Source organism: Microcoleus sp. AT8-B5 (genome assembly GCF_036705565.1).
Lineage (GTDB): Bacteria > Cyanobacteriota > Cyanobacteriia > Cyanobacteriales > Microcoleaceae > Microcoleus.
Map to the genome: position 1 here is coordinate 41,202 of NZ_JAUBUY010000009.1, position 25,331 is coordinate 66,532.

Sequence of the window (25,331 nt, forward strand, 5' to 3'; positions counted from 1 at the left end):
CTGTAAGACGCTCAAGTTTATGGATTATACTTCTGTAGTTTATCATGTTTCTTGAGATTTTAGATTAATCAAGTCAATTTTCATAACTAATCGCTCTTTCACAGGTTTTTTCGTGGACTATCTTACTTAATAACTAATCGCTCTTTCCAGAGGATCTTGTAACTGAAGTTCTAAGGTTCGATCGGAGCGAATTTCTAAACCGGGTAACTCATGTTTGACTAACATTTTTTCGCCTGTTTCAGCAGTGGCACTCGACCAAAGTACCCAGCGACTGCCAGGGGAAAGAGTGTTTAAACTTGCAGAGTTTTGAGTCAGCCAAATTATCGGCAGTTTCGACCGATTATCGATCGCATCTTCCCCAGCATTAACCGCCGCTAAAGTTTCCAAAACTACCCGGTTCCCCGAAACAAGTCCAGTCCCGGCAGTCCAAAGTTTGACGTTTAACAGGCGCTTGCTAGCATAGAAGTAAAGAGACGCAGCTACTGTCACGGCTCGTTCAAATTCTTCTGGCTGCCACGCCGCAGCGCTGTCGAGAGCAATAATAATTTCTTGACCGCCGGCTGCAACTTCTAACTCTCTCACCCGCAGTTCTCCGTAGCGGGCGCTGGTGCGCCAGTGAATCAGGCGGGTGGGGTCTCCGTGGCGGTAAGGTCTCAGGTTGCGGGTGAGACCTTCGGTAGCAGTTTGCGATCGACTGCGATTGTAAAATTGCGGGCTGTCTTCTTGACCGATGCGATCGATCAAAGGACAAGTGCTCAACGGCAAAACCTTTGGATACACAACCGCCACCGCTTTGACTGCGCGACTGCGTCTGCACCAAAACAACCCTAAAGGTGCCGCCGTCCTCAAGTTTACCTCTTGCCAACGATAGACGCCGCGCTGCCGGACTTCTAGATAGTATGTATCCCTGTATATACTGTTAGGGTCTATGACTTCGATCGGGCGGACAACCGGTTCTCCCAATACAAACGGCAAGATGTCTATCACTTGCAACAAAGTCTTAGGTTGGCGGGCGCGATTTTCGATTTCTAGTTCGACGGTGATTCGATCGCCCGCACTCACCGGTTCGATCGGGCGGCGACGGACTTCCAAGGCACGGAGCGATTTTCCCGGCAAAACCGCCGCTACTGCCAACAGCGCCAAACCCCCACCGCTGAGCACGTACAGCCACCCAGACATTGTATTAGTCGCCGACCCAAAAAAGAAAACCGTCATCCCCGACAGCAGCCAACCGGCGTAGGCAGGGGTAACAGCACGATTTTCGAGCCAGTCGGCAATTTTGTGACCGATGTTCATAGGAGTTAAAATTGTTAATTACTCGATCGCCCAATCAAGCCTAATTGTAAAATATTCTCAGCATTTAACACCGAATTAGCTGCGAGGGATTAGATTATAAATCGGGCATTTTTTCGCAATAAATCTACATTGACCCGCCCAAAAACGGATACCCTGCCACGTACACTCAGTCAGGGTCGATGCCCAAATTTTAGACTCTAGTTCCTGCTCCCAGATTAATCTGTGGAGTAAATCTAAAATCTAAAATCTAAAATCTAAAATCGATTGACTGGAGACCAAAAAATGAACCCATTAAACAATCCTACACCCGTTCAACCAGAGGCTCAAGGCCGCCGACGAACACCGCCACCGCCCCCGCCCTTGGCTGCAACTCCCGCACCGCCTCCAGCGCCGAGTGTGCCCCCCGCAGCCCAGCAGCAGCGGCCTGTTGAGACACCCGTCAGTACGATCGAACAAATGGTCAGAGATGCCCATGCAGCGAGCGCTTCCGACATTCACATTCGAGTCGGCCAACTACCTCGATTTCGGATTCGGGGCGTGATGCAAGTAGCAACTAACCACCCCAAAGTAACCCCAGAAATTTTTGAAAATTACCTAGCCGAAATTCTCACCCCCGAACAGAGAAAACAGTTTGCAACTACCAAGGAATTAGACTCAGCAATTTTTTACCCTGGCTTCGTGCGGTGTCGGCTAAACTGTTTTGATTCCCTCAGCGGCGGTGCCATAGTATTGCGGTTGATTAGTTTGGAAATACCTACTATCGATTCCTTGAGGTTGCCAGAAGTTCTCAAAAATATCATTTTGCGATCGCAGGGATTAATATTGGTTACAGGGCCTACCGGTTCGGGGAAATCCACAACCGTAGCTGCGATGATCGACCACCTCAATCAGATGGAGCAAAAGCACGTAGTTACAATTGAAGACCCGATCGAATTCATTCATCCTTCTAAAAAATGCTTGGTCAGCCAGCGGGAAGTCGGCTTGCATACCCACGAGTTTCAGCAGGCTTTGCGCGCAGTTTTGCGGGAAGATCCCGATGTAATTCTGATCGGGGAAATGCGCGACAGAGTTACCATCAATACAGCTTTGCAAGCAGCTCAAACTGGTCACTTAGTATTGGGAACTCTCCACACTCGCAGCGCCATTAACGCTATTAATCGGTTGTTGAACCTCTACCCACCTGAAGAACAACAGGCGATGCGGCTTCAAATTTGCGATTCTTTAGTAGCGGTAATTGCCCAACTTTTGCTGCCAACAGTTGACAACCGTCGGGTAGCAGTTCACGATATTTTGGTGAATACACCTGCTATGCACGATTACTTGATGAAAGGTGCTGATGATGAAGCTTTCCGGTTGATGGAACATGATACTTACGAAGGAATGCAGATTATCAACCAAGGTCTTTACAAACTGGTGCTAGAAGGCAGAGTGACGATCGAAGAAGCAGCAAAAACTTCTCCTGAAGCCAGCGATTTAGACCGCCGCTTGCGGACAGGAGGCTACGATGTTGCCGACGCTCGCGGCTTTGAAGGCAGCAAAAAAGAACGCACCGTTCGCGCCTAGTAGCAGCACACATACAGGGGTAGGCACTGCAGGACTACCCCACCCCTCAAGTAACAAGATTTTGAGCAGACGGAAATATTTGATTAAGATTTTTGTGCGTATTTTTACTTAAGCTTCACTTTCATTTAGTAACAAAAAATACATTTTAATTAAATAGTAAAGTGCTAGAATCAATGTCTAGTGTATTGTTAAGTTTTTTAAATGTAGACCCTACTTTACATAAACTTTAAAATTACGTGAAAACTCACAGGTTATTGCAAAGAAATAGTAAAGATATGTTCAGAGTATTGGCAGCAATCAGCAATTTAAGTATATAGTTGTAGTGACAAATTTTCGACAGAAAACATTCCGACTTAGCCGATATTTGCAGCTCGCAGAAGTAAGCAGGTTACAAAAGGGCTTAATAAAACTACAAGCCGAGCCGATCGCGTGTCTTTCCCATTAACTAGCTTTTCGTCGTCGAAAAAATCCTAAAACCCACCAGAATTTTAAAGATTCTGTTCCTCGAAAATTTGTTTAACAACGCGCTTATCAGCAAGGGTATTTCTAGAATTTAAAGGAGAAAAAAAAGTGAAGAGTGCATTTAACCAAAGAGAAGTGTTTGAAGGTGCCAGCAAAGCGGAAATAATCGATCGCATCCAGCAGCTAGTTCGCCCCGGTTCCCCGGAACCCCAAGATCCTGAAATCCTCGCGGCCTTACAAACTCTCACCGCACAGCTAATCTCCGCCTATCAAGCAGACGGACAATTAGAAAGCGAACCTTTTAGCGACGTGCGCGATCGCACTATTCACCTATACGCATCCGCCTGCAGCAGCCAAATCAAAGGAAAAACCATCCTCATCACCGGTGGAGAAGGATGTGTCGGTCGTTTCTTAATCGCAAAACTCTTCGAATTAGGCGCAACTAAAATCATTTCCGCAGACAACGCCCGATGTCACAACCCCGAAGAAAATCTCCCGCTTTTTACCAGAGAAGGTGCTGTAACTTTCTATGCCGCCGACATTCGCAACCTCGACGCGCTCAAACACATATTTGAGGTAGAAAAACCAGCAATTGTTTTTCACCTAGCAGCCCAACGCCAACCCGGACTAGCTGAAATCAAAATCCGAGAAACAGTTACAACCAGCCTGTTAGGATGTAAACACATCATCCAACTCTGCGAAGAATACGGCGTAGAACATTGCATCTTCTCTTCTACAGGCAAAACATCTCGATATTTTACAACCGAAGTTTACGCCGCCTCGAAAAAGTTTGCCGAATGGCAATTTGCTAAAGCAGCTCAAGAAGGAGATGTCACTTACGGGATGGTTCGCTTTACCCATATGTTGGAAAATAGCTTGTTCTGCGAGCAAATGTCCAAAAAAGTAGAGCAAGGTAAAACTGTCAACGTTCACGCTCCCCACCGTTACGTAACTGCTCAAAATCTGGTCGAAGCCGTACATTTATTGCTGAATTCTTTGGTTGTGTCCGTTCCCGGCAAACTGAAGTTTGTCGCAGTAAGTAATCTCGGTTGGCCGACAGAAACCTTGGAAGTAGCTCTTTATAAAATTCTTGAATCAGGCAAAAATCTGCCGATTTATTTTCAAGGACTTTTGCCGGGATATGAAGAACCGTTTTTCCTAGGACAGTTTGACTGGAAAAAGCCTACAGACATTCACCTCCTAATTAATGTCTTGGAAGATCCTTTTAGAAGTGTTAACGATGCTGGCGACATGGTGAGTGTAGAATTAGCTCCTTTTTCTTTGCCCGTATTAGATAAACAAGTTTCAAAGCTGGAAAGCTTAATCATCGATCCAGATTTCCCCGAAGTGCAAATCAAGCACGCTCTTGTCGCAGCGGAAAAAGAAGTCATTGCTTCCTCTTTTGCGTGGAGTGCGCCTGAAGACTTGTTGAAGATTTTGCAGTGGGGAATCAATCCCAAGAAATTGCAAGGTTACGGAACAGAAATCGCTGACTATAGCGAGATTATCGAACTCCTCCTGCAAGGAATTTGCGGGCGACTTAGCCAAGAAGTCTTGCACAATGCTGGAGTTACGGCAGATGAGTTTGATGACTTAGTTGAGAGTCTTTCTACCCTGGATTCGATTCAAGCAGAAGTGGGATATTTGCGATCGATATCGAGATATCTAAGAGAATTTGCACCCCCCGCACAGTTCACCACCAAAAAATCTGAACCTGTTGCTATCCGCGATGCAGCGTAGCTTGAACATAGTTTTGAGTTGGGAGATTACTTCCTGAGTTCCCACCCACAGGGGATGAGTTATATCAATTCCGGTTGCACGAGCGAAATGATTGTTGACTGTTGACTGTTGACTGTTGAAGGATGGGTCTAAAAACTGAATGGTTAAGTGTTAACTCTTGACTCGATTTTATTATTCCCCTGCAACCGGATTTGATGTTAAACATCGACTAAGTGTTTAGTGGATTAAAAATAGAACACGTAGAAACCTGGTTTCTTTTTGAAACCGGGTTTCTCCAGTCTGGGCTTGTTTGATGTTTAATTAAATTGAGTGACTTAACATTGTCAGAATTGACATGATATGATCTTACTGGAAACCGCACAACCGCAATCAAATTAATTTTTAGTGAGGAGGCTAGTCCTAATATTTTTAGGAGGACTTAAGTTCTCACAACAAATGTGAGAAGGGTGATTGTTGGCGGGCATGATATAATCATACTTTAGATAGCGTGGCGCAGTGAGTTAACAAAGATGCAATAAGATTAAATACACTCAATGAACGCAAAAAATAAAATTAAATTAAGGTACTAGAATTGTGGAAATTAATCAGCTAATGTTCCTATTGATTGATGTTGTGCTATTGGCGATCGCCCTGATCCTTCTAATTCCCGTTGCAGTTCTATTTCTAGAATGCAGTGCAGCTTTCTTGTCCGGCGAGGGCGAGACAGCGGAAACTAAAGCGCCCCGCCCCAAAGTAGCAGTTTTAATTCCCGCTTACAACGAAGCAGCAGGAATTGCCGCCACCATCTCCACCATATTGCCACAGCTAACACCTCAAGACCGCCTCTTAGTGATTGCGGACAACTGTACGGACGCCACGGCAGAAATCGCCCGTAACTGCGGTGCAAGTGCGATCGAGCGCCAAGACACACAACGCAAGGGCAAAGGATACGCACTGGATTTTGGCTTGCAGTCGATCGAATCCGACCCCCCAGAAGTAGTCATCATGGTTGACGCCGACTGCATCTGTGGGCCAGACTCTATAGAAAAATTAGCCAGGGTTGCAGTTGCTCAACAAAGACCAGTGCAAGCAACTTATCTCATGGAACAGCCACCAAATCCTACTCCCAAAGATTCCATTTCTGCTTTAGCATTTCTTGTGAAAAACTTAGTCCGTCCCAGCGGATTAAAACAGTTAGGATTCCCATCATTACTAACAGGTACTGGCATGGCTTTTCCCTGGTCGATAATTCGATCGGTGTCCCTAGCAAGCAGTAATATTGTTGAAGATATGCAGATGAGTTTGGATTTGGCGATCGCCGGACACCCAACAGTATTCTGCCCCGAAGCCAACGTCACCGGCTGTTTGCCACAGCAGCAGCAAGCAGCTAAAAGTCAAAGAACCAGGTGGGAACACGGTCACATACAGACATTGTTAACTCAAACTCCCCGGCTGACAGCAGCTTCAGTCGAACAAAAACGTTTTGACTTATTGGCGATCGCCCTCGACTTATCCGTCCCTCCCCTATCGCTTTTAGTCGCGATCTGGCTAGCTGCTTTTGCCACCTCTTTACTAGCAGCAATTTTGGGAACATCCTCAATTCCCGCCGTCTTGTTAGCAGTACAAGGATTGCTGATTTTAGTTTCAATTGTCGGCGCTTGGGCAAAATTCGGGCGTGCCGATATTTCTGGCTCAACTCTCTTATCTGTACCTTTTTACATCCTTTGGAAAATCCCTTTGTATCTAGGTTTTCTCCTGAAGCGGCAAACTAAATGGGTGCGGACAGAACGCGATGTTTAATATTGAAATTGAGAATTTTTAACCCCAGATATCAGCAGATAAACACAGATGAACGCAGATATAATTGTATCTGCGTTCATCGGCGTTTATCGGCGGTTAAAAAAACATATATAAAAACTTAGGGATGAGAATTAAATAAAATCCACTTTTCATGACTGTTGTGGGATGGGCCTAAGAGCCCGCCCAGAAAGGACGGGCTCTTAGGCCCATCCCACAAGAAAAAAGGGAAATTATTTAATTGACGATCCTTACAAAAAGTTCACTGCTTCACGGGAATTTCAATCACAAACTCAGCCCCCTCACCGGGCGCGGAAAAGCACATTAGCTTCCCGCCGTGTTTCTCTACCACAATCTGATAACTTATACTCAACCCTAAACCAGTACCTTTTCCCACAGCTTTTGTAGTAAAGAAAGGGTCAAATATTCGCGATCGTACTTCCTCCGTCATCCCCCGACCATTATCAGCAATATAAATTCTCACCAAGTTTAGGTCGCATACCTCAGTCCGAATCTTAATCCTTCGCTCAAAAATTGGAGATAAAGGATTTTCTAGTTGGGCAGTTGTCTCCGGTCGCCCAACTCCTAACTCCACTGCATCAATTGCATTGCTCAAAATATTCATAAACACCTGATTTAACCCAGAAGCATAACAATTTACGTTCGGCAGTTGACCGTATTCTTTAACTACCTCAACCCCATGTCCGAGTGCATCCTTTTTCAACCTGTGCTGCAAAATTAGCAGAGTCGAATCAATCCCGGAGTGAACATCCACTGGTTTCATCTCGGCTTCATCCAGGCGTGAGAAATTCCGCAGCGACAGCACAATATTGCGAACGCGATCGACCCCAACCTGCATTGATTTTAGAATTTTAGGCAAATCTTCTTGAATAAAAGCCAGGTCAATATCTTCTGTTCTAGCAACAATCTCAGGATTAGCATTCGGGTAAGACTCCTGGTACAGCTCAATCAATCCCAGCAGCTCCGAGCTATAATCGCTAGCATGGAGAACATTGCCATAAATGAAATTAATCGGATTATTAATTTCGTGAGCAACCCCCGCCACCAACTGTCCCAAAGAAGACATTTTTTCAGTTTGAATTAGTTGAGTCTGCGTCGAGCGTAATTGGGACAAAGTAACTTCTAATTGTGTCGCTTTTTCTCTCAATTGCCCCTCAGACAGTCGCAAAGCATCCTCCGCTAACTTGCGATCCGTAATGTCCTGTATCGTCCCAAATAACTTAATCACCTTACCGCCATCAAAAATAGCTTGCGCCTTAAGATAAATATATCTGACAGCTCCATCAGCGCGCAAAATTCTCATCTCATAATCGCAAGGATTTCCTAATAGACTAATCTGCTCTACTGCCTCTAACCACAACTTTAGGTCATCTGGATGAATTTGCTTCCTCTGTTCTAAAATAGTCGGTTCTGGTAGTTTAGGGTCAAGGCCAAAAATTCGGAATACTTCCTCCGACCAAGTTAATTTATCCCCCTCCAAATCAAATTCCCAGTTGCCTAGGTGCGCCAGTTTTTGAGCTTCTTGCAGCTTAGCTTCTTTAGTCTTTAATTCCTGCGTGCGCTCTTCCACTCTCACCTCCAGCGTCCGGGAATAATCCTCCAACTGTTCCTTAGCCTCCGACAAATTAGCAACAAGTACCGCATTTTCTAGAGAGATGGCAGCTTGGGAAGAAAGTATTTTCAAAACTTCCAACCTAGTTGGAGAAAACGCTTCAGTAGCTAAATTATTTTCCAGATAAAGGAGACCTACGAGTTTGCTTTGATTCAGAATAGGAGTACAAAGCGCAGATTTCACTTGCTGCCTTTTAATATAGGGATCGTCTGTAAATAGACCTTCTCTAGCAGCCTGACTTAAAACTACATCTAAGTGCGTTTTTTCAACATAATTAATCACGGTTATTGGCAAAACATCTGCAGGAGATACTCTAGGGCATTGTTCAACTGCAACATCGGAAGACTCCACCGATGCCGCTGCTTGAATCAGCAATTTGCCTGCCTTGGGCATCAACAGAAAACCTTTTTGTGCCCCAGCATTCTCGATCGCCATTTTCATTAATTTTTCTAACAACTTGTCTAACACAATTTCACTAGCTAGTGCTTGAGATGCTTTAACAACAGTTGTCAAATCCAATAAACTGCTGTGACTGCTGCTCGTGCTATAATTAGTGCTAGTAATAGTTCGATCTCCGCTGGCTCTTCCTGCCGATACAGGGGGTAAAGAAATCGGATATTCTGACTCCAAATGTTTGACCTTGGCGGTTGCTCCCCAATGAATATAGCCGTAGTAAGCATCTATTAGATAACTCTGAGCCACTTTGTTTCGACCGCGAGCCAGATAAAATTCTGCCGCGCGTTCGTTGGCTAGCGCTTCTTCGTGGATGTATTCATTTTCCGAAGCTCCTTTCACTGCTCGATCGTAATACAGAGCAGCTTTTTCATATTGTCCCAATACTCGCGCTTTCTCTGCCTCTACCAAGTCATATTTATGCTGATAATTCCTCGGAGATTTCACAGCCCAATGCTTCATTTTTTTCTGAAGCGAAGCAACTTTTTTTAAGTATTTTTTCTGTTCAAATTTTGAAGCTGTGGGATACAAAGCTAAGAGTGCTAGGGAATAGTAAAAATTGTGGAGGGGAACATACATCATGCCCATCACAGCCTCAGAATAATTTGATGCCATAATGGCATTTTCAGCAGATATTGCATAATCTTTAAATAGGTAATTTAGCCATAACTTAGACAAATGTACTAGAAATATTACCAGATTATTTTGACCATCTCTTAATCTTGGTAGCATAGTTTCTTCATTAAAATTGTCGCCAGTCAATAGGCAAGGATTGGCTGTTTTACCTTGTAAGTTTAAGACAACTTGTGATCCAACTCTGGCTTGATAAATCATAAATTCATTCTTATAATTCACCAACATTTGAATATAGTGACTCTGCTTAGTCTCCACCGACTCCAGAGGTTCCCCACTCAAAAATATATAATTGCTGTAAAAACTAGCACAATAACAAGCATTGTTGACATCTCCCGTTTCCAGTCCACTCTGAATACCCTCAAGTAAACCGCTAAGACTTTCCGTGACGTGTTCAGACCAGTGACGGATAAAACCATTAAAAATTAGTGAAATTTGAGAGTTGTACAAGTTGGTGTGGAATCGTTCTAAAAGTGCCTGAGCCATTTGACCGTATCGGTATCCAGAATCCATATCGCCTAACACCCCACACTGGAGCGAAGCATAGTTTGAATACCCAACACTAGATAGTGGCGTATTCCCGTACTTAAGAGAAAGAGTAACAATTTTAAAAGCGATCAGTGGGAACATATCGGGTAATGCTATAAAAGCAGCCGGAACCATATTCGTTAAAATCCGTATAGCCGCAATTTTATTAGGGTCAGTCATTGGTGGCAGTTGTAATAAATCCTCAATCTGCTTATTTCTTAAAGCTAGTTTTGTGCGAAATAGCTCCATTAAAATATTGAGTCTTTGTGGATTTTTAGGTATGTACACTCCCAGCATTTTCAAAGCTTCTAGAGCTATATCTATCGAAGCTTGGGCTTGATTTTGATTGAAGTGAAAAATAACTTTTAGCTCATAAACGGGGAGTTTGTCTAGCAATTTTTTGGCGCGGGACATAATAACATTTGATAGGTAAAATGAGCGCTCAAAATCGGTATTTATATAGGAAGCTTCCAGTGCTTCGGAATGGATTTCCATGATTAAATCGTAGTGACTCTGCCAAACCCCATCGGGTAGAAGTTCTAGACCTGCATTAAAATATTTTAGCGCTGCTTGATAGGCGGCACAAGCCTTAGCTTTCTTACCTGCTATGAGATTCAATTTAGCTAGTTCAATTCGCTGTTCCTGATTTGTGATGAATTCCACCCCGATATTGAGTTGGTTGACAATATCAAAGATATTTTCTGCTATCTCCGATGCCGTAGGGGCGGTGCCCCCGTGCCGGCCGTGCAATAGCATGAAGCCGATTTTTAAGTGAGTTTGTTTTTTCTCGGAGTCAGGGATGAGAGAATAGGCGGCTTGCTGTACGCGATCGTGCAAAAACCTGTAATCAATTGAGCGTTGCATAATTGCGGGATGATTTTGATTGTTTTGTGGGATGGGCGTCCCGCCCCTTCGGTGTGTTTTCACGATTTCCTCATCAAACATCGGAATTTTGTAAGCATCGCTCATTGGCAGAATTAAACCAGCTTGAAGTGCATCCCATAAATCTGCCGCCGTTTCCGAGCCTGATTTTTCCCGAACAATTGCCAAATTTTCTAAATTAAAATGGTTGCCCATACAAGCAGCTAATTTTAATACTTGCTGCGTCTCCCCCGGCAGTTGTTGCAGATTCCGAGCAACTAATTCAACGACACTGTAATCTGCAATACCAGCGACTTCAATTTCCGTGATGTCCCACTGCCATGCACCAATAGTGAAATCAAAAACTAATAGTTGTTCAGAGTGAATAGTTGAAATAAGTTGAGTCAGAAAAAATGGATTTCCGCCAGTTTTATTAAAAATTAACTCCGTCAAAGACTTTAAGTTTTCAGTTTGATTACCCAAAGTATCGCATACTAGCTCATTGACGCTGCTCAAATCTAAACATGGGAGGATAATTTGATGCACTGCAGCACCAGTCTGTTGAATATTTTCGACAGTTTGAACTAACGGATGAGTCGAATTCACTTCGTTATCTCGATAGGCTCCTATCAGTAAAAAATATCGGCTATCCAGGTCAGTAACTAATTCCTGAATCAATTTTAAGGAAGCTAAATCTGCCCACTGCAAATCATCCAAAAATAGAACTAATGGATGTTCGGATCGGGCAAACATATTCATGAATTCTTTGAACAATCGATTAAAGCGATTTTGAGATTCTGTCGGCCCCAATTTGGGAACAGAAGGCTGCGAACCAATGATTATTTCGACTGAAGGAACAACATCAATAATAATTGCACCGTTATTACCCAGCCGTGACAAAAGCTTTTCTTTCCAAATTACCAAATCTTCTGAGCTTTTTGTGAATAACTGCTGCATCAATGACTCAAACGCTTGAGTTATTGCAGCATAAGGAATATCCCGCTTAAATTGGTCAAATTTCCCAGCAATAAAATAACCCCGCTGCCTGACAATTGGTTTGTGGATTTCACTGACAACTGATGTTTTACCGATGCCTGAGTAACCGCTTACCAACACCATCTCTGTATTCCCAAAGCTGACTCGCTCGAATGATGCCATCAAATCAGCGACTTCTTGTGTGCGACCGTAGAGTTTTTGGGGAATCAAAAATTGACCAGATTTGTCAAGTGTCCCTGGAATGAAATTTTCAATTTTGCCAGTAGTTTGTAGCTGAGTTAGACAATTTTCCAGGTCTGCTTTTACTCCAAAGGCACTTTGATATCTGTCTTCGGCATTTTTAGCTAGTAGTTTCATGACAAGGGATGAAATTATCTGCGGGACTTGATTGTTTAGTTGATGGGGAGGAACTGGCGTCACCGCAATGTGGCTGTGAATTAATTCTAAGGGGTCGGTTGAATTAAAAGGCAACTCTCCTGTTAGCATTTCATAAAAGGTGATGCCTAGAGAGTACAAGTCAGTCCGGTAGTCGAGGTCTCGGTTCATCCGACCAGTTTGCTCTGGGGATATATAGCCTAGAGTGCCTTCTAGCACCATAGTATTGCTATTTTGGTGGACTTCTCTCGATAGGCGCGTCGCCATGCTAAAGTCGGTAATTTTTACTTGTTTGAAATCTGGTGTTATGATAATATTTGAGGGTTTTATATCTTTATGAATAATCTGATTTTGATGCACTTCTCCGAGAGTTTGAGCCACTTGAATAGCTAGTGGCAAAAATTTCTGAAGTTTAATGCTTTTACCCGCTTGATGGTGCTTGAGAGATTGACCGCCACAATCTTCTAAGATCAGAGCGAAACTGTTGTTATATTTTTCTAAGCTATGGGGTTTGACAATCCCTTCGAGTTTGAGATTCGAGCTAATTTTGTATTCATGTCTCAAACGGGTAATTTCTTCTATTGTAGGGTACTCGGTATTGAGTGTTTTAATAATGACTGACGCTCGATCAGATTCCCTGACAGCGCGATAAATGATGGACTTCACACCAAGTTGAACAACTTCTGTGATTTTGTAACCGGGAAGTGTATTCATGGCTTTTATTCTGTGACGAAATTTTTAGTAAACATTGCGCTTGATATCGATCGAATCTCTGGCGAACTATACCTAAGTATTTTTTGTAAATTTGGTAACTGGGGATACCTTACAACCTAAGTAATTACTCAGGGATTTTTTAGATAGCGAGATGCCTAAACTTTGAAAGTGTCTGGACGGGCGGACAGCCAAACATCTGGTTTGAACTCCGACTTAATCATGTACGGTCTGACACCTCACCCAGTTAATTGCCATATTGTAACAAATTCTGTGATGCCGATCGCACACATGACAGACAAATTTTTATATACTCAAGGTTTTGCTCAACGTTTGAGTCCGCTAACCAACAACGAAGGGGACGCCCGGAGGACGAAAACGCAGGTTTAGGCGATCGAGAACATAATTAAACGTGATGTCAAACACAACAATTATTGATTTAAATCACATTTGCGTCGTGATTAAGTTACTAGCCTATAGATTCATTAATCAGGTGCATCACAATGGAAGAAGTCCTAGAATTGATTGAAAAGAAGAAGCAAGAATTTGCTAAAGCAGAGCTATTTGAGTTTATGCGAGACAAAAGCATAGACCCAAGACAACGCCTAGCTTTCGCTCCCTGCATTGCTCACTTTGCAATGAGTTTTGGTGAATTGAACCAGTCTATTTTCCGAGAAGAACCAACCAACGATCCTCTTCAGGCAATGATCAACAATCATACTTACGAAGACGATCATCACTGGTTGTGGTTTTTGGCCGACATGGAAACACTGGGTATTAATAACAAATCCTTGAAGTTCAGCGATGCTTTGAATTTTGTCTGGAGCGAACAACTAAAAGCTTCACGGTTGGTAACATATCAAATTTTTCGATACGCTTTTGGAGCCAGTCCAATCACTAAGCTAGCAATCCTGGAAGTGGTAGAAGCATCGGGTAACGTGTTCTTGTCAGCGACAGCATCAATTGCCGAAGAACTCCAATCAATTACTAAAAAGGAGCTTATCTATTTTGGCTGTTTTCATTTGGATGTGGAAACAGGTCATACTACAGGGACGCCGGATGTTGAGCAATCGATCAAAAACATACCACTGACTATTGAGAGCCGTCAAGAGATTTTTGAGATAGTTGAAAATTTGTTTGAAATTTTCACGAAACAGATCGATCAACTTCTGGTTTATGCAAAAACCCATAGTTTTGACCAACCTTTTACCGAACCCCGCGAGATTTTGCAACCTTTAAAAGCTGCGTAGCTTACGAGATGTAAAATTTGGTACTTTTAGAACCAGATCGATCTTAGAATTAGACAAAGTCTATTACTTACAAGGAGACCTATCATGTCACAACTTAACAGCAATTCTTCTACGATCGTGAATGAACTAGAACCGAATTTGATCCACACTTGGACTGAGAATCTGGATATTGCTCACACTTGGACTGAGAATCTGGATATTGCTCACACTTGGACTGAGAATTTGGATATTTCTCACACTTCTCCCATAGCTGAAGATGAGAAAGTAGTGGGATAAAATCTGTTGGAAACTGAAAGGTTGCACTAATGTTAATTGGGGCTTTTTCGTGGGTGGGGGCGGGTTTACTTAACCTGTTTGTACCATTTAACGCGGTTGGTGAACCCGCCCCTACAAGTTCTTGGGAATGGTGCAACATCTCAGATAAAACCTGTTGAAAATAACTATTCAGCCTAGCTCATTTGGAGGCTGAATAGTTAGACATTTTTCTCGTAAATGCCCAAAATTCGCATCTACTATTTCTCTGTGATATGAGCCATTACGACGTTGTAATTGTGGGCGGCGGCCCCGCTGGAAGCACTGCTGGCACTCTGATCAAGAAATACAATCCCAATCTGAGCGTGCTAATCCTAGAGAAAGAAAAATTCCCTCGCGATCACGTTGGGGAAAGTCAATTGCCTCAAATTAGTGATGTGCTTCAAGAAATGGGATGTTGGGACAAAGTAGAAGCAGCCGACTTCCCAATTAAAATCGGTGCTACCTATCGCTGGGGAACAGATCCAAATCCTTGGGATTTTAATTTTATCAAGCCTGAACAGTTTAAAGATGAGCGGCGTCCTGCTAAATTTGAGGGACAGAGACGGCAAACTGCTTTCCAAGTCGATCGAGCAAAATATGACGAAATTTTGCTGCGTCACGCGGAAGAAATGGGATGTTTAGTAAGAGAAGAAACCCCCGTTGTTAAAGTAGATACAGAGGGCGATCGCATTACCACCCTGCACCTGCGGCAAGAACAAATAACTGCCCGCTACTACATCGACGCCTCCGGCCACATCGGCGTGCTGCGGCGAGTTTTAGGAATTGAAACACACTGCCCGACGCGGTTGCAAAATATCGCTATCTGGGACTACTGGACAAACGCTGAATGGGCCGATAAAATTGGCGTTGGTGGCACCCGCGTACAGGTAATGAGTTTGAGTCACGGGTGGATTTGGTTTATTCCCTTGGGCCCCACTCGCACCAGTATCGGCTTTATTTGCCCTGCGGAACATTACAAGCAGATGAAACAGCGGCCAGAGGAGATATATTCTCAAGCACTCAACAGCGAACCCCGCATCAGCAAGTTAATCGCTAATGCTACCAGTACCGGAAAGATTGAAACTACAAAAGATTGGTCATTTTTGGCTGATAGAACAGTAGGAGAAAACTGGTTTTTGGTCGGAGAAGCTGCTGGTTTTGCCGATCCAATTTTAGCTGCTGGCATGACTTTAGCTCACACAGGTGCCCGTGAAGTCGCTTACACAATTTTGGAACTAGAGCAGCAGAAGCACGAGGCTAACTGGCTGAAAACTCAATACGATCACAATCAGCGCAGCCGAGTTAAAAAGCACATTCGGTTCGCGGATTACTGGTACGCTGCTAACGGTCAGTTCACTGATTTACAAGAGCATTCTAGGGAAATCGCGCGGGATTCTGGGTTGAATTTAAGCCCGGAAAAAGCTTTTCAGTGGTTGGCTCAAGGCGGATTCACGAATGATATTTTGGGTCAAGCTGTGATTGCTGGATTTGATTTGGGTTCTATGAAACAGGTGATGCAACGCTTCTCGCAGCAGGAGGTTCCGTGGCTACTTTCGGCATACAATGTGTTTCAGTTAGATTTATTGGATGCGGAAGTCGAGTTTGTAGCTGTTTATGATGCTGGTCAAATTAGCAAGATCAAGTGTTATGTGAAGAACGGTCAGCGCTTGCCTGTTACAGGTTTATATGGTTTGCTGATTGACATTTTGGGCCGCACTCAGTACATTGAACAAATTTATCGGCAGTTGGTACTGCTGTTTAAGGAACGTTTTTCTGTGCAACACGCACGAGTAGCTCTTCATCAAGCCCTTGGTTGTTTGGAGGTGATGGTGAGTTCTGGTATTGTCAAGGCGATATTAAACCCGGAGTTGTCTAAGTTGAATATTTCCATACCTATGGAAGGTGAGTTAATTCACACTCACAGGGATGTGAATTAAGGCGCTACCAGAAAGCTTGACCCCAAACCATCTCAAGTCTTAAAAACAAAAAGTCTGAAGCTGGAAAATTCCAACTTCAGACTTTTACTAACTCCCCGGGTAGGATTTGAACCTACGACCAATCGGTTACACTTATCCCAACGTTTCCGAAGGGGGCGGACTATTTCATCATCCCTACAAATCATGTTTGTGATTTGTCGTCGGATGTCGGGCGCTATGAGATTTATTGGTTAGGCTCCTCATCTCTAGTCTCTGCACCTTTCCGGCTACTTGCGATCGTAACCGCTGCCTTTCGCCAGACTTGGCTCAAGATTGCCGCCACCCGAAGTGCTGCGGTTTCCTTGAATTCACCCGATTTTTCAGTATCCGTTACCGGATAGAGCTGCTATGTCACTAGGGCTTTTGGTTGATACCAAAGGCTTGCATTCATTACAGCCGACCGCTCTGCCACTGAGCTACCGAGGATTGGGGGTTTTTGTTACCCACATTTACTAACAATAGCTGAACTTCCTCGATTTGGCAAGGCCTTTGAGAAACTTTTTTTTTGTCAGACAGGGAGCGGGTTTCAGCAGCTAATGCAGCCCCATTCTCAACTTGGCGAGGCGCTGCTGGGATTCTGGATCGAGGGAACTGGCGAGAAAGCGACTGGAATTTTGTTTGCGGGATTTGTGTCGGCGCTCGCTGCGGCGGGCGGTGGATTCTACGTCAGCCGCTAGTTGTTCGGCGGACATCCATTCGGCACCGTAGCCGACTACGGTCAATTGCTGCGCTCGGTCTGAGGTGGCGACAATCATGCGGCCTTTGCCTTTGACCGATCGCAACTCGTAGCGCAAACTAGCACAAGATTTTTCAATATAAGTATCTGCTGTCTGACCGAAGTCAGTGTAGTGCACTGATAAATTTTTAGTAATAATTTCTTTAACGCCGGGAGTATCTCGATAGTGGGCGTCAAACACCAGCCTGGCCTCAAAATCTTGAACGGCGCTGTAGTTAACTAAAACCTCAATCAACTCGCGGCGAGCTGTTTCGAGTTCGTCGCGATCGCGCTTCTCTCGGAGTCGAGGCCAAAGTCCAATTATGTTATAGCCGTCTACAAGTAAAACTGCTTGTGATACATAGGGTGACATGGTTCAAGGCTGAAGAGCTCCAGCACGTATAGGACATTATTTGCATTGTTCATCAAAGCTTTTGTTCAATAATATTACCTATTGATGTGTAATTGCTAGGTTACATCGCAATAATTAAACCCCCCAGAGCCAGCTTTACCTGAGTTTTGGGGGGTTAGATTCATCTATAAATTTTCCGGATTATTCGGCAGATTCCAGTGGGACGGGCGATGGCTTACGCCCCGCTTCGCTACGTACAACTGTCGGCAGGGATATTTTCTCAACAGCAGGAGTACAACCGAGCCACTGCACCGACAACTGAGCAAACTGCTGCGGGGGGCCGCTCACGCAAAAACGAGTCGGTAGCGCCGTACCAGGATTTCGCAGCCCCAAAAGCTCCAATTCTCTGGCTGCAGCCGCCACCACCCGTACCGCAGGATCGATCAATGTCACCCCAGCAGGCAAAAGCGATCGAACCACAGGAGCCAACAGCGGATAATGAGTGCAGCCGTAAATCAGCGTATCGATGCGCTGCTGAATCAAAGGAGCCAAATATTCCCTAGCCACCTCACAAGTATAAGGATCGTGAATCCGGTTTTGCTCCACCAGTGGCACAAAAGCCGGACAGCTAACCTGCCACACCAGGCAAGAATCGTCCATCTCCAAAATCGCATTTCGATAAGCATTGCTAGCAGCCGTAGCAGGAGTTGCGATGACCCCGATCCGCTTGCCTTGCTGCACTGCTGCCTGCGCCCCCGGCAGAATTACTCCCAGCACCGGGATATCAAATTCAGCCTGCACCATCTCCATCGCCAAAGCAGAACTGGTGTTGCAGGCCATAATGACCATTTTCACATCCTGTTCCACCAACCAGGCCATAATTTCGCGGACAAACTCCACAATTTCTGACGGGGTGCGAGTGCCGTAAGGCAGCCTCGCGGTATCTCCAAAATAAAGTATCGATTCGTTGGGCAATTGTTGGTACAACTGGGTCAAAACAGTCAAACCGCCCACGCCGCTGTCAAAAATACCGATTCTTTGTTGTCCAGAGTCTGTTGTCATTTGTCAATAGTTAGTTGTCAGTTGGCAGTTGGCAGTTGTTAGTTGGCAGTTGGCAGTTGGTATTAGTCAACAGTTAACCGTCAACCGTCAACCGTCAACCGTCAACAGCCCATTATCTTTGTTGAAGATAAAGCAAAATGCCGCGAGCGATCGAAGCCGCCATTTGACTGCGGTAAGCTGGGTCAGAAAGCCTAGCAGCATCCTCAGCACCCGTCACAAAACCTACCTCCAGCAAAACAGAAGGCATAGAAGTCTTCCTCAAAACATAAAATCGCGCCTGCCGCACTCGGCGGTCATTCGCCCCCGTCCCCTCCAAAATACTGGCGTGAATCACCCTGGCCAAATCTTGGCCGTTATTGAAATAATAAGTCTCAATCCCATTGATATCCGGCCGACTCATATTAATCGCATTAGCGTGAATGCTGACAAACAAAGTAGCATTCACCCGTTCCGCCAAAGAAACTCTGGGATCCAGGTCGATTTCCCTGTCGTCAGTCCGAGTCATCACCGCCTGCACCCCTTGCTGTTCCAGCAGCCTCGCCACCTGAAGCGAGATATCCAAAACAATCTCCTTTTCCAGAATGCCCTGAATCCCGACTGCCCCCGGATCGCGGCCACCGTGACCGGGATCGATTACTATTACGGCGCGGCGGTTAGAAGCTTGGGGCAAATCATCGGTTCCGAAAGTCCTTCTCGGCAAAGGCTGCAAATTGGGAGTGCGAGTCAAAGGCTGCGCGCTAGCATTCGACGATCGCAACTGCAAAGACAGCAACTGCGGACTCGGCCTCGTCACCCTGCCTACCTCTACCCCCGATCGCGGCTGCACCCAAATCACCACAGTCTCCGCATCTTCTTGGCTGGCACTAAACGATACAGGACTGTTGGCATCGAGCTGAGGAATTTCCCCCGCCAGGGAACTAGAGGCGATCCTGATCCAGTAAGCTCTCGACCCCTGAGCCCACCCGCTGCTATAGGAGACTTGGCGGTCAGTTCTCACCACCAGTTGGGTGCCGTTACTGGCTAAATCAATTGACTGAACTCTCGCTAAATTTCCTTGAGCTTGTCTAGCCGGAGGGTCTACAGTCAGGCGGCGGGGAACCGAGGGCTGTCGTACTACACTTCCAGGCAATAGCACAACCCCGCCCAAATTGCTCACAGACGCCCGCCACTGAGTATTAGGACTCTTCATCCGCAAAGTCACGCGGGTAACGGGCGGGTCTGTTGGCAGTTGCCGGACTTCAATCTTGTCAACCCCGTGCTGACCGTTCGTTTGAGGCTGTTGGCTGCTTAGGGCCGGAGCTAAAGTAGCTCCTTCAATATCGAGGGTAGCGATGTCCCCAGCGCGACTTTGTTCAAAATTAATTTGGGGGCGACGGCCCTGGGTGCGGACTAAAAAACCGTCCGCCGTCACCTGAACGTTTTGAACTACAGTCGCCTGGGCTGACTCGGCTTGGGATGCTGAAGGTTCAACCGATAACCTTTCTCCCCCTGGCTCTGAAATCGGATTTTGAGTTTCTGCCCGCACCGGCGTTGGCAAATCCACTGTCCATTCGCTCGAAGAAATACCCCGGAATTTTACTTGCTGAGGGTCTATGGTAAACCCGTCTCTGATCTCGACGACAATTCTGGTCGTATCGTTGTCAAACTGCCCTACCCGCACCGATTCGATCGCTCCTGAGAGCGGTCTGCTGACCGAGGGACGACCCAGACTCGTCCCCGGCAAGTCGATTACCAACCGCATCGGGTTGAAGATCAGTTGAGCCTTGGGTTGTACTCCCCCGTCTGTTGTAATGTAAAGCCGGTTCTCTGAAGCATCAAACCGCCAAGATTGCAGTCTAGCTGCTTCGGCGGCTCCGGCGAGCAAAAATACACTTAAGAAACTCGGTAGTAGCCAGTGGAATTTCACGACAGTTTTTTCCTCGTTTGCGTTACTGCCAAAAGCTGGAAGGGCGCTGCTTGCCCTCAGAGGCTTTCAGCAGTTAGCCGCCAGCAGACCGGGGGCACGGGGGCCGTCAGTTGTTGGCTAAATTGACTTTTTTATGCGTTAACAGGCTCCAAAATGCCAGATACCGGCATTTTTGAACTTTCCCGTATACTTGGGGGCGATCGGTTATAAGCAGACTGAAAGATTGTGGACACAAGGGAAGGTATTTATTTTTAGGAGCAAGAGACAAGGTGTTTCTTGAAGTTAGAAGGTACAAGTTAGAAGGTAGAATTTTACCTTTCTTCCAGGGAGGGGTTTCATAGCTCTTTAATGTTGGCGAATATCGTTACGGCTAGGGTTATAATCCGCTTTACACTTGCGTTTTGTTCTAACTTTTCCTAAACTACCTCAATAACTTAACAACTTACCTCGACAACAATCCGGATTTCCAAGATTTAGGTAACTTTTCAATACCGGCAAATGTTAGTCCCAGACAAACTAACATTTTTTTTGGAAAAAGCTTTTTTGCTAACTTTTTTGCTAACACATTGACAGTTAAATACAACTACATATCGCCCCTACTCTTTTTTTTCTGATTTTTTAAATCAGGGATTTTCGGTGCTGCTTGAAACTTAGTGGGGCGATCGCGATCGCGCCCGCCAATTTAACACTATGATAGCTAGTCCATGTTTTCAGCAGTAACGGGAGAGTTTTGTGTGTTACTTGGGCCGGCAATGCTTTGTACTTTAGACTCTTTTTGAGTGTTCGATCGACAGCCAGAGCATTGGTTGGTTGACCTGAGAAAAAGTTTTGACCGTAGATATAGTAGTTATCGCAGTTGTAAAGTTTGTTGGACAGCAAAGACAATCGATCGGCTTCTGGGTAAAACCTGTGATTTGGTTTAATGACTTGCCTTTCGACTAACTGCATAACTTGGATCTGTACTACCAGTTAGAGAAGATACACTATCTTGGTGATTGTGTCAATCTCTGAGCTTCTCAAAGAAGCAACCATCAATAACAGTAGATACATGACATCACAGAAAGACGGAGACTTACTTTGCTCCATGAGTCGTCCACCTAAAATGCGACAAGGGGGCGGACGCTATAACCGAGGCGGATATATCGAGCTCCGCGAGTACCGCCAACGGATTAGCGTCTGGGAAATTGTCGCCAATAAATAAGTTGCCCGACAGGGCATCCTTGTTTTTAGGACTAATATTCATAGCCATCAGCCTTATGAATAGTTGTCAGATGTTTTGGATGCACGTCAAAACATTTGTCTCTTGCGGTTAGCTTAAAACTTGGTCTAAACCGAATTGCAATTCTGCCTGTGTAGCTTCCTGCATATTTTCCAGTGAGGACGTTAGCTTTCACCAAGTCCCCAGTTTGAAAACCCATGAATAACTTTTGCGCCGGTGCATGACGAATGGGGAACCCAAATCTGTCGGTTCCGCAGCGCTGTCTTCTTCCGTGTCCCTTAGCCTTAATTAGCAAAGGTTTCACGCTATTTAGCAGTAGTCTTTCGGGAGTTGATTCCCCGACACAAGCTGCATCAGTCCAATGCTGTTTTTCTATTCCCCTGGTTTGGCGGTTGAATTTTGTTCGTCCCCCTGAACCCAATTCCACGGGCAGTCCGGTTAACTGTAGTCTTCTGTATAGCTCCCAACGAGTAGCATTGACGGCTGCTGCATCCAGTAGAGGTGTCTTGGCTTGGGCTAGTATCCGCTGAAGGATTTCAAGTTTTTTCTTGAGAAATTCTTCAACGGGTTTACTTCCCTTGGCTTGGTTGCAGGAATGGCAACTAAGACACAGATTGCTGACCCGATTACTTCCTCCCTTAGACTTGGCGAGAATATGCTCAACCTCGAAAGGAACATTTGTCGCACCGCAATAAGCGCACTTCCTATTCCATTTTTGCAGTAAATATTCCTTAATTTCAAAACCGAATAATTCGCCCCTTTGATATTCGATTCCAGAAATTTCAGGATTCTGGAACTGTTGTAAATCGAAACGCACCAATTCTTGAGAAATGGCGGTAACGGGACAGACCTTTCTGATTCGCCTAACCCAGGTTTCAATATTGGCAACACGGCTATCAAGAGATGGTGGCAACCATCCTGTTTTACGGGTTCTGTTTAAAAAACGGGGTTGGCGGTAACGGGTCTTTCTGTTGCGACGCCATCTTCTGAGCGAGCTGCGAGATTCGAGAGTATCTTTAATTTGTTGCCCTCGGTGAGCAATTTCTAATGCGTTCGTGACGCGACCTGTTTGCTCTTGAACCACGGCAATACCCGTAGTTTTACTACCTGGGTCAATTTTGATTCGGTGACAGTGAGTTACCGAATCTTCGAGAATCCTATCCTGTAAAACAATGGTAAACGGATAGCGTTTAAAAACCTTAGCCCTCCCTTTTTTCAATAGTTCTCTTGCCCGTGCCCGGTGGCATGGGTCAAGAGGTTTCAAGTTTTTATCTAGGACAAATGTACGCATTACTGCATCACTCAATTTCTTGGTTAAGTTTGCCTCGACGATGTTAAGACTCGGTACTATCTGAGCAACACTGGCTTTCCCTTAATCACCTGTTTAATTGCTCGGTTGTAGAGCTTGAAACTGGCACGCATTTCAAGGTACGAAGTTTAACGCTTGGTCTTAACGCCTGCTAGTCAAGAACTAGCCGTCTGGTCAACAGGCTTTTTCAAGCCCACACCAGACCCTTCGGGTTGGTGTGCGGTAGTTGACGTCTAATCAACAGTGCTGCAATTCGCTCTCGCCCATAGGTGCAAAATTCCGGCTCATCCAGTTCAAAATGGCTTGATTTACTTGTTCCGGGCATTCATCCTGGGGACAGTGGCCCGCATTGTCTAATTCAACTAGCTCTAAATAATTGGGGTTGCATTCGACAAATTGGTGGGGTCGGGCGAACCGAGGGGGAATCATCCGGTCTTGTTTGCCCCAAATTAACAGCATGGGGATTGTTAAATTTCGCATCACAATCTTGACACTGGGGCAAAATTGTGTACTCCCTACAGCTTTAAATAAAGCGCAGAAGGCGCGGGCTGCTCCCCGATCGCCCGCTGGCCCTGCTAGAATTTCAACTAATTCGTCGGTGACAGCTTCGGGGTTGGAGTAGGCAAAGCCAACCCAGCGACGGACAAAGGAAGGCTTGCGGGCAAAATAAAACAGAGGCCTGAGTACGATCGGAGAAACAAACAAACTTTCAACCGTTTCGATCGCCGGAAGCAGCCATCCAGGCACCGCCTCGGCTCGCACAGAGGGGTCTGGGAGGCTAATCATCACCGTGCCGGCCACCATGTCCGGGTGAGCCGCCGCTACGGCCAGACAAATTAGTGAGCCGATCGAGTTTCCTGCCAATATTACTGGCTCTCTGATAAAAGTTAGCCAAAAATCATAAACTTGATCGACCCACAAAGAGACAGAGTAGTCGATCGGAGCTTTTTGGGAAGCGCCAAACCCTAACAAATCCAAGGCGTAAACCGTTTGGTTTTCGGCGAGTTGGGCGAGATTTTGTCGCCAGTGTCCGATCGAAGCTCCAAACCCGTGCAGTAAAATAATCGGCGTTCCCGATGCGCGCGGGGCCATTGGTTTGGCCCCAGAATCTTGAAATTCCAGCGCGCCTTGATTTCGTACCCTATCGGGCCGCAAATAAGTGTAGCGAGTTTGCCAGCCCCGCCACATCCAGTCTCGTTGAGTTCCCACCCGTTGGTGCCACAGCAGAGAATTTGTCAATTTTGCCTCAGCTCGCAACATAAATTTACACTTGGTTATACCTATTCTACAAGGCAAATCAGGCGACTTGGGGGAGTTGCCAGACCGGGGGAGATGGGCTAGCAAAAGCGGTTGTACCTCATCCTTCAACTTTTACCCTGAATTTTTGACGGTTTTGTCATCGATCGGGCCTGGGAGCGGGCGATCGTGTGTGAAGTTAAAATAAAACTAGGCAGAAACTCAGCCAGACTGAGTAGAATAGCAAGTATTGTAAGAATTCATTTACGATCGTCCAAATATTCCCCAAGGCTTTAGCGGAGGGGGCACAGGGCGCGGTAGTACGTCCGGTAAGGGTAACACCTTATAAAACAGTTCGATCGTCAATCGTGAAAAATTGACCGCTCAAACCTGTAACTATCAAGAAGCTTCGCTATTAAACTACTGCTTGTAAAACCATTCATGCCTGTGATTGAAAGAAGACAAAATCGCAACCTACCCCAGATCAACGAAAATATTCGATACCCCAAAATCCGGGTAATCGATACCGACGGCGCGCAACTAGGGATATTGACACCTGCAGAAGCGCTGCGCCTCGCCGAAGAAAAAGAACTCGATCTCGTACTTGTCAGCGACAAAGCTGACCCGCCCGTATGCCGGGTAATGGACTATGGGAAGTACAAATTCGAGCAGGAAAAGAAAGCGCGAGAAGCAAAGCGGAAGCAGCACACTGCCGATGTTAAAGAAGTGAAGATGCGCTACAAAATTGAAGAACACGACTACCAAGTGCGCCTCAAACTAGCAGACCGCTTTATCAAATCTGGGGACAAAGTAAAAGCCACGATCATGTTCAGAGGTCGGGAAATCCAACACAGCAACCTAGCAGAGGACTTGCTTAAGCGCATGGCCACAGATTTGCAGGAAATCGCAGAAGTGCAGCAAGCCCCCAAAAAAGAAGGACGCAGTATGATGATGCTGCTGTCGCCAAAGAAAGTATAAATAGATA

At 45.4% G+C, this 25,331-nt stretch carries 17 protein-coding genes; 9 read left to right on the plus strand and 8 right to left on the minus strand.

The genetic code is table 11. The annotated features are described in order from the left end of the window. Positions 1 to 126: 126 nt before the first annotated feature. The gene (locus QUB39_RS08535; protein WP_333209495.1) at positions 127 to 1,296 is read right to left on the minus strand and encodes a DUF58 domain-containing protein; all 1,170 of its coding nucleotides are present in this window, start codon (positions 1,294 to 1,296) and stop codon (positions 127 to 129) included. Positions 1,297 to 1,578: 282 nt separating this feature from the next. Here QUB39_RS08535 and QUB39_RS08540 point away from each other — a divergent pair, with 282 nt between their 5' ends. The 3 genes from QUB39_RS08540 to QUB39_RS08550 all read left to right on the plus strand — a co-directional run bounded on the left by QUB39_RS08540 (position 1,579) and on the right by QUB39_RS08550 (position 6,840). Next, complete coding sequence (locus QUB39_RS08540; protein ID WP_333056086.1) at positions 1,579 to 2,859, plus strand: PilT/PilU family type 4a pilus ATPase; 1,281 nt, start codon at positions 1,579 to 1,581, stop codon at positions 2,857 to 2,859. Between the two features lie 570 nt (positions 2,860 to 3,429). Next, complete coding sequence (locus QUB39_RS08545; protein ID WP_333056087.1) at positions 3,430 to 5,061, plus strand: polysaccharide biosynthesis protein; 1,632 nt, start codon at positions 3,430 to 3,432, stop codon at positions 5,059 to 5,061. 591 nt (positions 5,062 to 5,652) lie between these two features. Continuing rightward, the gene (locus QUB39_RS08550; RefSeq protein WP_333056088.1) at positions 5,653 to 6,840 is read left to right on the plus strand and encodes a glycosyltransferase family 2 protein; all 1,188 of its coding nucleotides are present in this window, start codon (positions 5,653 to 5,655) and stop codon (positions 6,838 to 6,840) included. A gap of 259 nt (positions 6,841 to 7,099) precedes the next feature. Here QUB39_RS08550 and QUB39_RS08555 read toward each other — a convergent pair whose 3' ends face one another. After that, entirely contained in the window at positions 7,100 to 13,030 is a 5,931-nt protein-coding gene (locus tag QUB39_RS08555; protein WP_333056089.1) for an AAA family ATPase, read from the minus strand. 168 nt (positions 13,031 to 13,198) lie between these two features. On the opposite strand from QUB39_RS08555, the gene QUB39_RS08560 reads away from it, so the two are divergent. From QUB39_RS08560 to QUB39_RS08575, 4 genes are all read left to right on the plus strand, one after another. Continuing rightward, positions 13,199 to 13,417: a hypothetical protein gene (locus QUB39_RS08560; RefSeq protein WP_333209499.1), complete on the plus strand. Its 219-nt coding sequence runs from the start codon at positions 13,199 to 13,201 to the stop codon at positions 13,415 to 13,417. Between the two features lie 113 nt (positions 13,418 to 13,530). Further along, on the plus strand, positions 13,531 to 14,277 hold the full coding sequence (locus QUB39_RS08565; protein WP_333209501.1) for a hypothetical protein: 747 nt from the start codon (positions 13,531 to 13,533) through the stop codon (positions 14,275 to 14,277). 84 nt (positions 14,278 to 14,361) lie between these two features. Beyond that, on the plus strand, positions 14,362 to 14,553 hold the full coding sequence (locus tag QUB39_RS08570; protein WP_333209502.1) for a hypothetical protein: 192 nt from the start codon (positions 14,362 to 14,364) through the stop codon (positions 14,551 to 14,553). A 251-nt stretch (positions 14,554 to 14,804) separates the two neighbouring features. Then, positions 14,805 to 16,508, plus strand: coding sequence for an NAD(P)/FAD-dependent oxidoreductase (locus tag QUB39_RS08575; RefSeq protein WP_333209504.1), 1,704 nt, complete (start codon positions 14,805 to 14,807; stop codon positions 16,506 to 16,508). Between the two features lie 572 nt (positions 16,509 to 17,080). Here the strand turns inward: QUB39_RS08575 and QUB39_RS08580 are convergent. The 4 genes from QUB39_RS08580 to QUB39_RS08595 form a co-directional block, all read right to left on the minus strand. After that, positions 17,081 to 17,635 carry an NYN domain-containing protein gene (locus QUB39_RS08580; RefSeq protein ID WP_006635267.1) on the minus strand — a complete coding sequence of 185 codons (555 nt, stop codon included), beginning with the start codon at positions 17,633 to 17,635 and terminating at the stop codon, positions 17,081 to 17,083. A gap of 180 nt (positions 17,636 to 17,815) precedes the next feature. Beyond that, entirely contained in the window at positions 17,816 to 18,676 is an 861-nt protein-coding gene (gene murI / locus QUB39_RS08585) for a glutamate racemase (RefSeq protein ID WP_333056093.1), read from the minus strand. Positions 18,677 to 18,788: 112 nt separating this feature from the next. After that, a complete protein-coding gene (locus QUB39_RS08590; protein ID WP_333056094.1) occupies positions 18,789 to 20,582 on the minus strand; it encodes an N-acetylmuramoyl-L-alanine amidase in 1,794 nt (597 codons plus the stop codon). Positions 20,583 to 21,200: 618 nt separating this feature from the next. Further along, positions 21,201 to 21,530, minus strand: coding sequence for a hypothetical protein (locus QUB39_RS08595; protein WP_333056095.1), 330 nt, complete (start codon positions 21,528 to 21,530; stop codon positions 21,201 to 21,203). A 49-nt stretch (positions 21,531 to 21,579) separates the two neighbouring features. Here QUB39_RS08595 and QUB39_RS08600 point away from each other — a divergent pair, with 49 nt between their 5' ends. Continuing rightward, positions 21,580 to 21,783, plus strand: a complete 204-nt coding sequence (locus QUB39_RS08600) for a hypothetical protein (RefSeq protein ID WP_333056096.1) — start codon at positions 21,580 to 21,582, stop codon at positions 21,781 to 21,783. Positions 21,784 to 21,814: 31 nt separating this feature from the next. On the opposite strand, the gene iscB is transcribed toward QUB39_RS08600, so the two are convergent. Together iscB and QUB39_RS08610 are read right to left on the minus strand one after the other, a co-directional pair. Further along, positions 21,815 to 23,092 carry an RNA-guided endonuclease IscB gene (gene iscB / locus QUB39_RS08605; protein ID WP_333209507.1) on the minus strand — a complete coding sequence of 426 codons (1,278 nt, stop codon included), beginning with the start codon at positions 23,090 to 23,092 and terminating at the stop codon, positions 21,815 to 21,817. Between the two features lie 255 nt (positions 23,093 to 23,347). Then, positions 23,348 to 24,370 (minus strand): alpha/beta fold hydrolase, encoded by a 1,023-nt coding sequence (locus tag QUB39_RS08610; RefSeq protein WP_333056099.1) that lies wholly within the window; start codon positions 24,368 to 24,370, stop codon positions 23,348 to 23,350. A gap of 417 nt (positions 24,371 to 24,787) precedes the next feature. On the opposite strand from QUB39_RS08610, the gene infC reads away from it, so the two are divergent. Continuing rightward, positions 24,788 to 25,324: a translation initiation factor IF-3 gene (infC, locus tag QUB39_RS08615; protein ID WP_006635262.1), complete on the plus strand. Its 537-nt coding sequence runs from the start codon at positions 24,788 to 24,790 to the stop codon at positions 25,322 to 25,324. The last annotated feature ends 7 nt before the right edge of the window (positions 25,325 to 25,331 follow it).

Excerpts from the sequence above, each read along its gene's own strand:
- QUB39_RS08610 (WP_333056099.1), bottom strand. The coding sequence starts at position 24,370 with ATGTTGCGAGCTGAGGCAAAATTGACAAATTCTCTGCTGTGGCACCAA.
- QUB39_RS08595 (WP_333056095.1), bottom strand. The coding sequence starts at position 21,530 with ATGCAGTTAGTCGAAAGGCAAGTCATTAAACCAAATCACAGGTTTTAC.
- infC (WP_006635262.1), top strand. The coding sequence starts at position 24,788 with ATGCCTGTGATTGAAAGAAGACAAAATCGCAACCTACCCCAGATCAAC.
- QUB39_RS08535 (WP_333209495.1), bottom strand. The coding sequence starts at position 1,296 with ATGAACATCGGTCACAAAATTGCCGACTGGCTCGAAAATCGTGCTGTT.
- murI (WP_333056093.1), bottom strand. The coding sequence starts at position 18,676 with ATGACAACAGACTCTGGACAACAAAGAATCGGTATTTTTGACAGCGGC.
- QUB39_RS08565 (WP_333209501.1), top strand. The coding sequence starts at position 13,531 with ATGGAAGAAGTCCTAGAATTGATTGAAAAGAAGAAGCAAGAATTTGCT.
- QUB39_RS08550 (WP_333056088.1), top strand. The coding sequence starts at position 5,653 with ATGTTCCTATTGATTGATGTTGTGCTATTGGCGATCGCCCTGATCCTT.
- QUB39_RS08580 (WP_006635267.1), bottom strand. The coding sequence starts at position 17,635 with ATGTCACCCTATGTATCACAAGCAGTTTTACTTGTAGACGGCTATAAC.
- QUB39_RS08575 (WP_333209504.1), top strand. The coding sequence starts at position 14,805 with ATGAGCCATTACGACGTTGTAATTGTGGGCGGCGGCCCCGCTGGAAGC.
- QUB39_RS08540 (WP_333056086.1), top strand. The coding sequence starts at position 1,579 with ATGAACCCATTAAACAATCCTACACCCGTTCAACCAGAGGCTCAAGGC.
- iscB (WP_333209507.1), bottom strand. The coding sequence starts at position 23,092 with ATGCGTACATTTGTCCTAGATAAAAACTTGAAACCTCTTGACCCATGC.
- QUB39_RS08570 (WP_333209502.1), top strand. The coding sequence starts at position 14,362 with ATGTCACAACTTAACAGCAATTCTTCTACGATCGTGAATGAACTAGAA.
- QUB39_RS08555 (WP_333056089.1), bottom strand. The coding sequence starts at position 13,030 with ATGAATACACTTCCCGGTTACAAAATCACAGAAGTTGTTCAACTTGGT.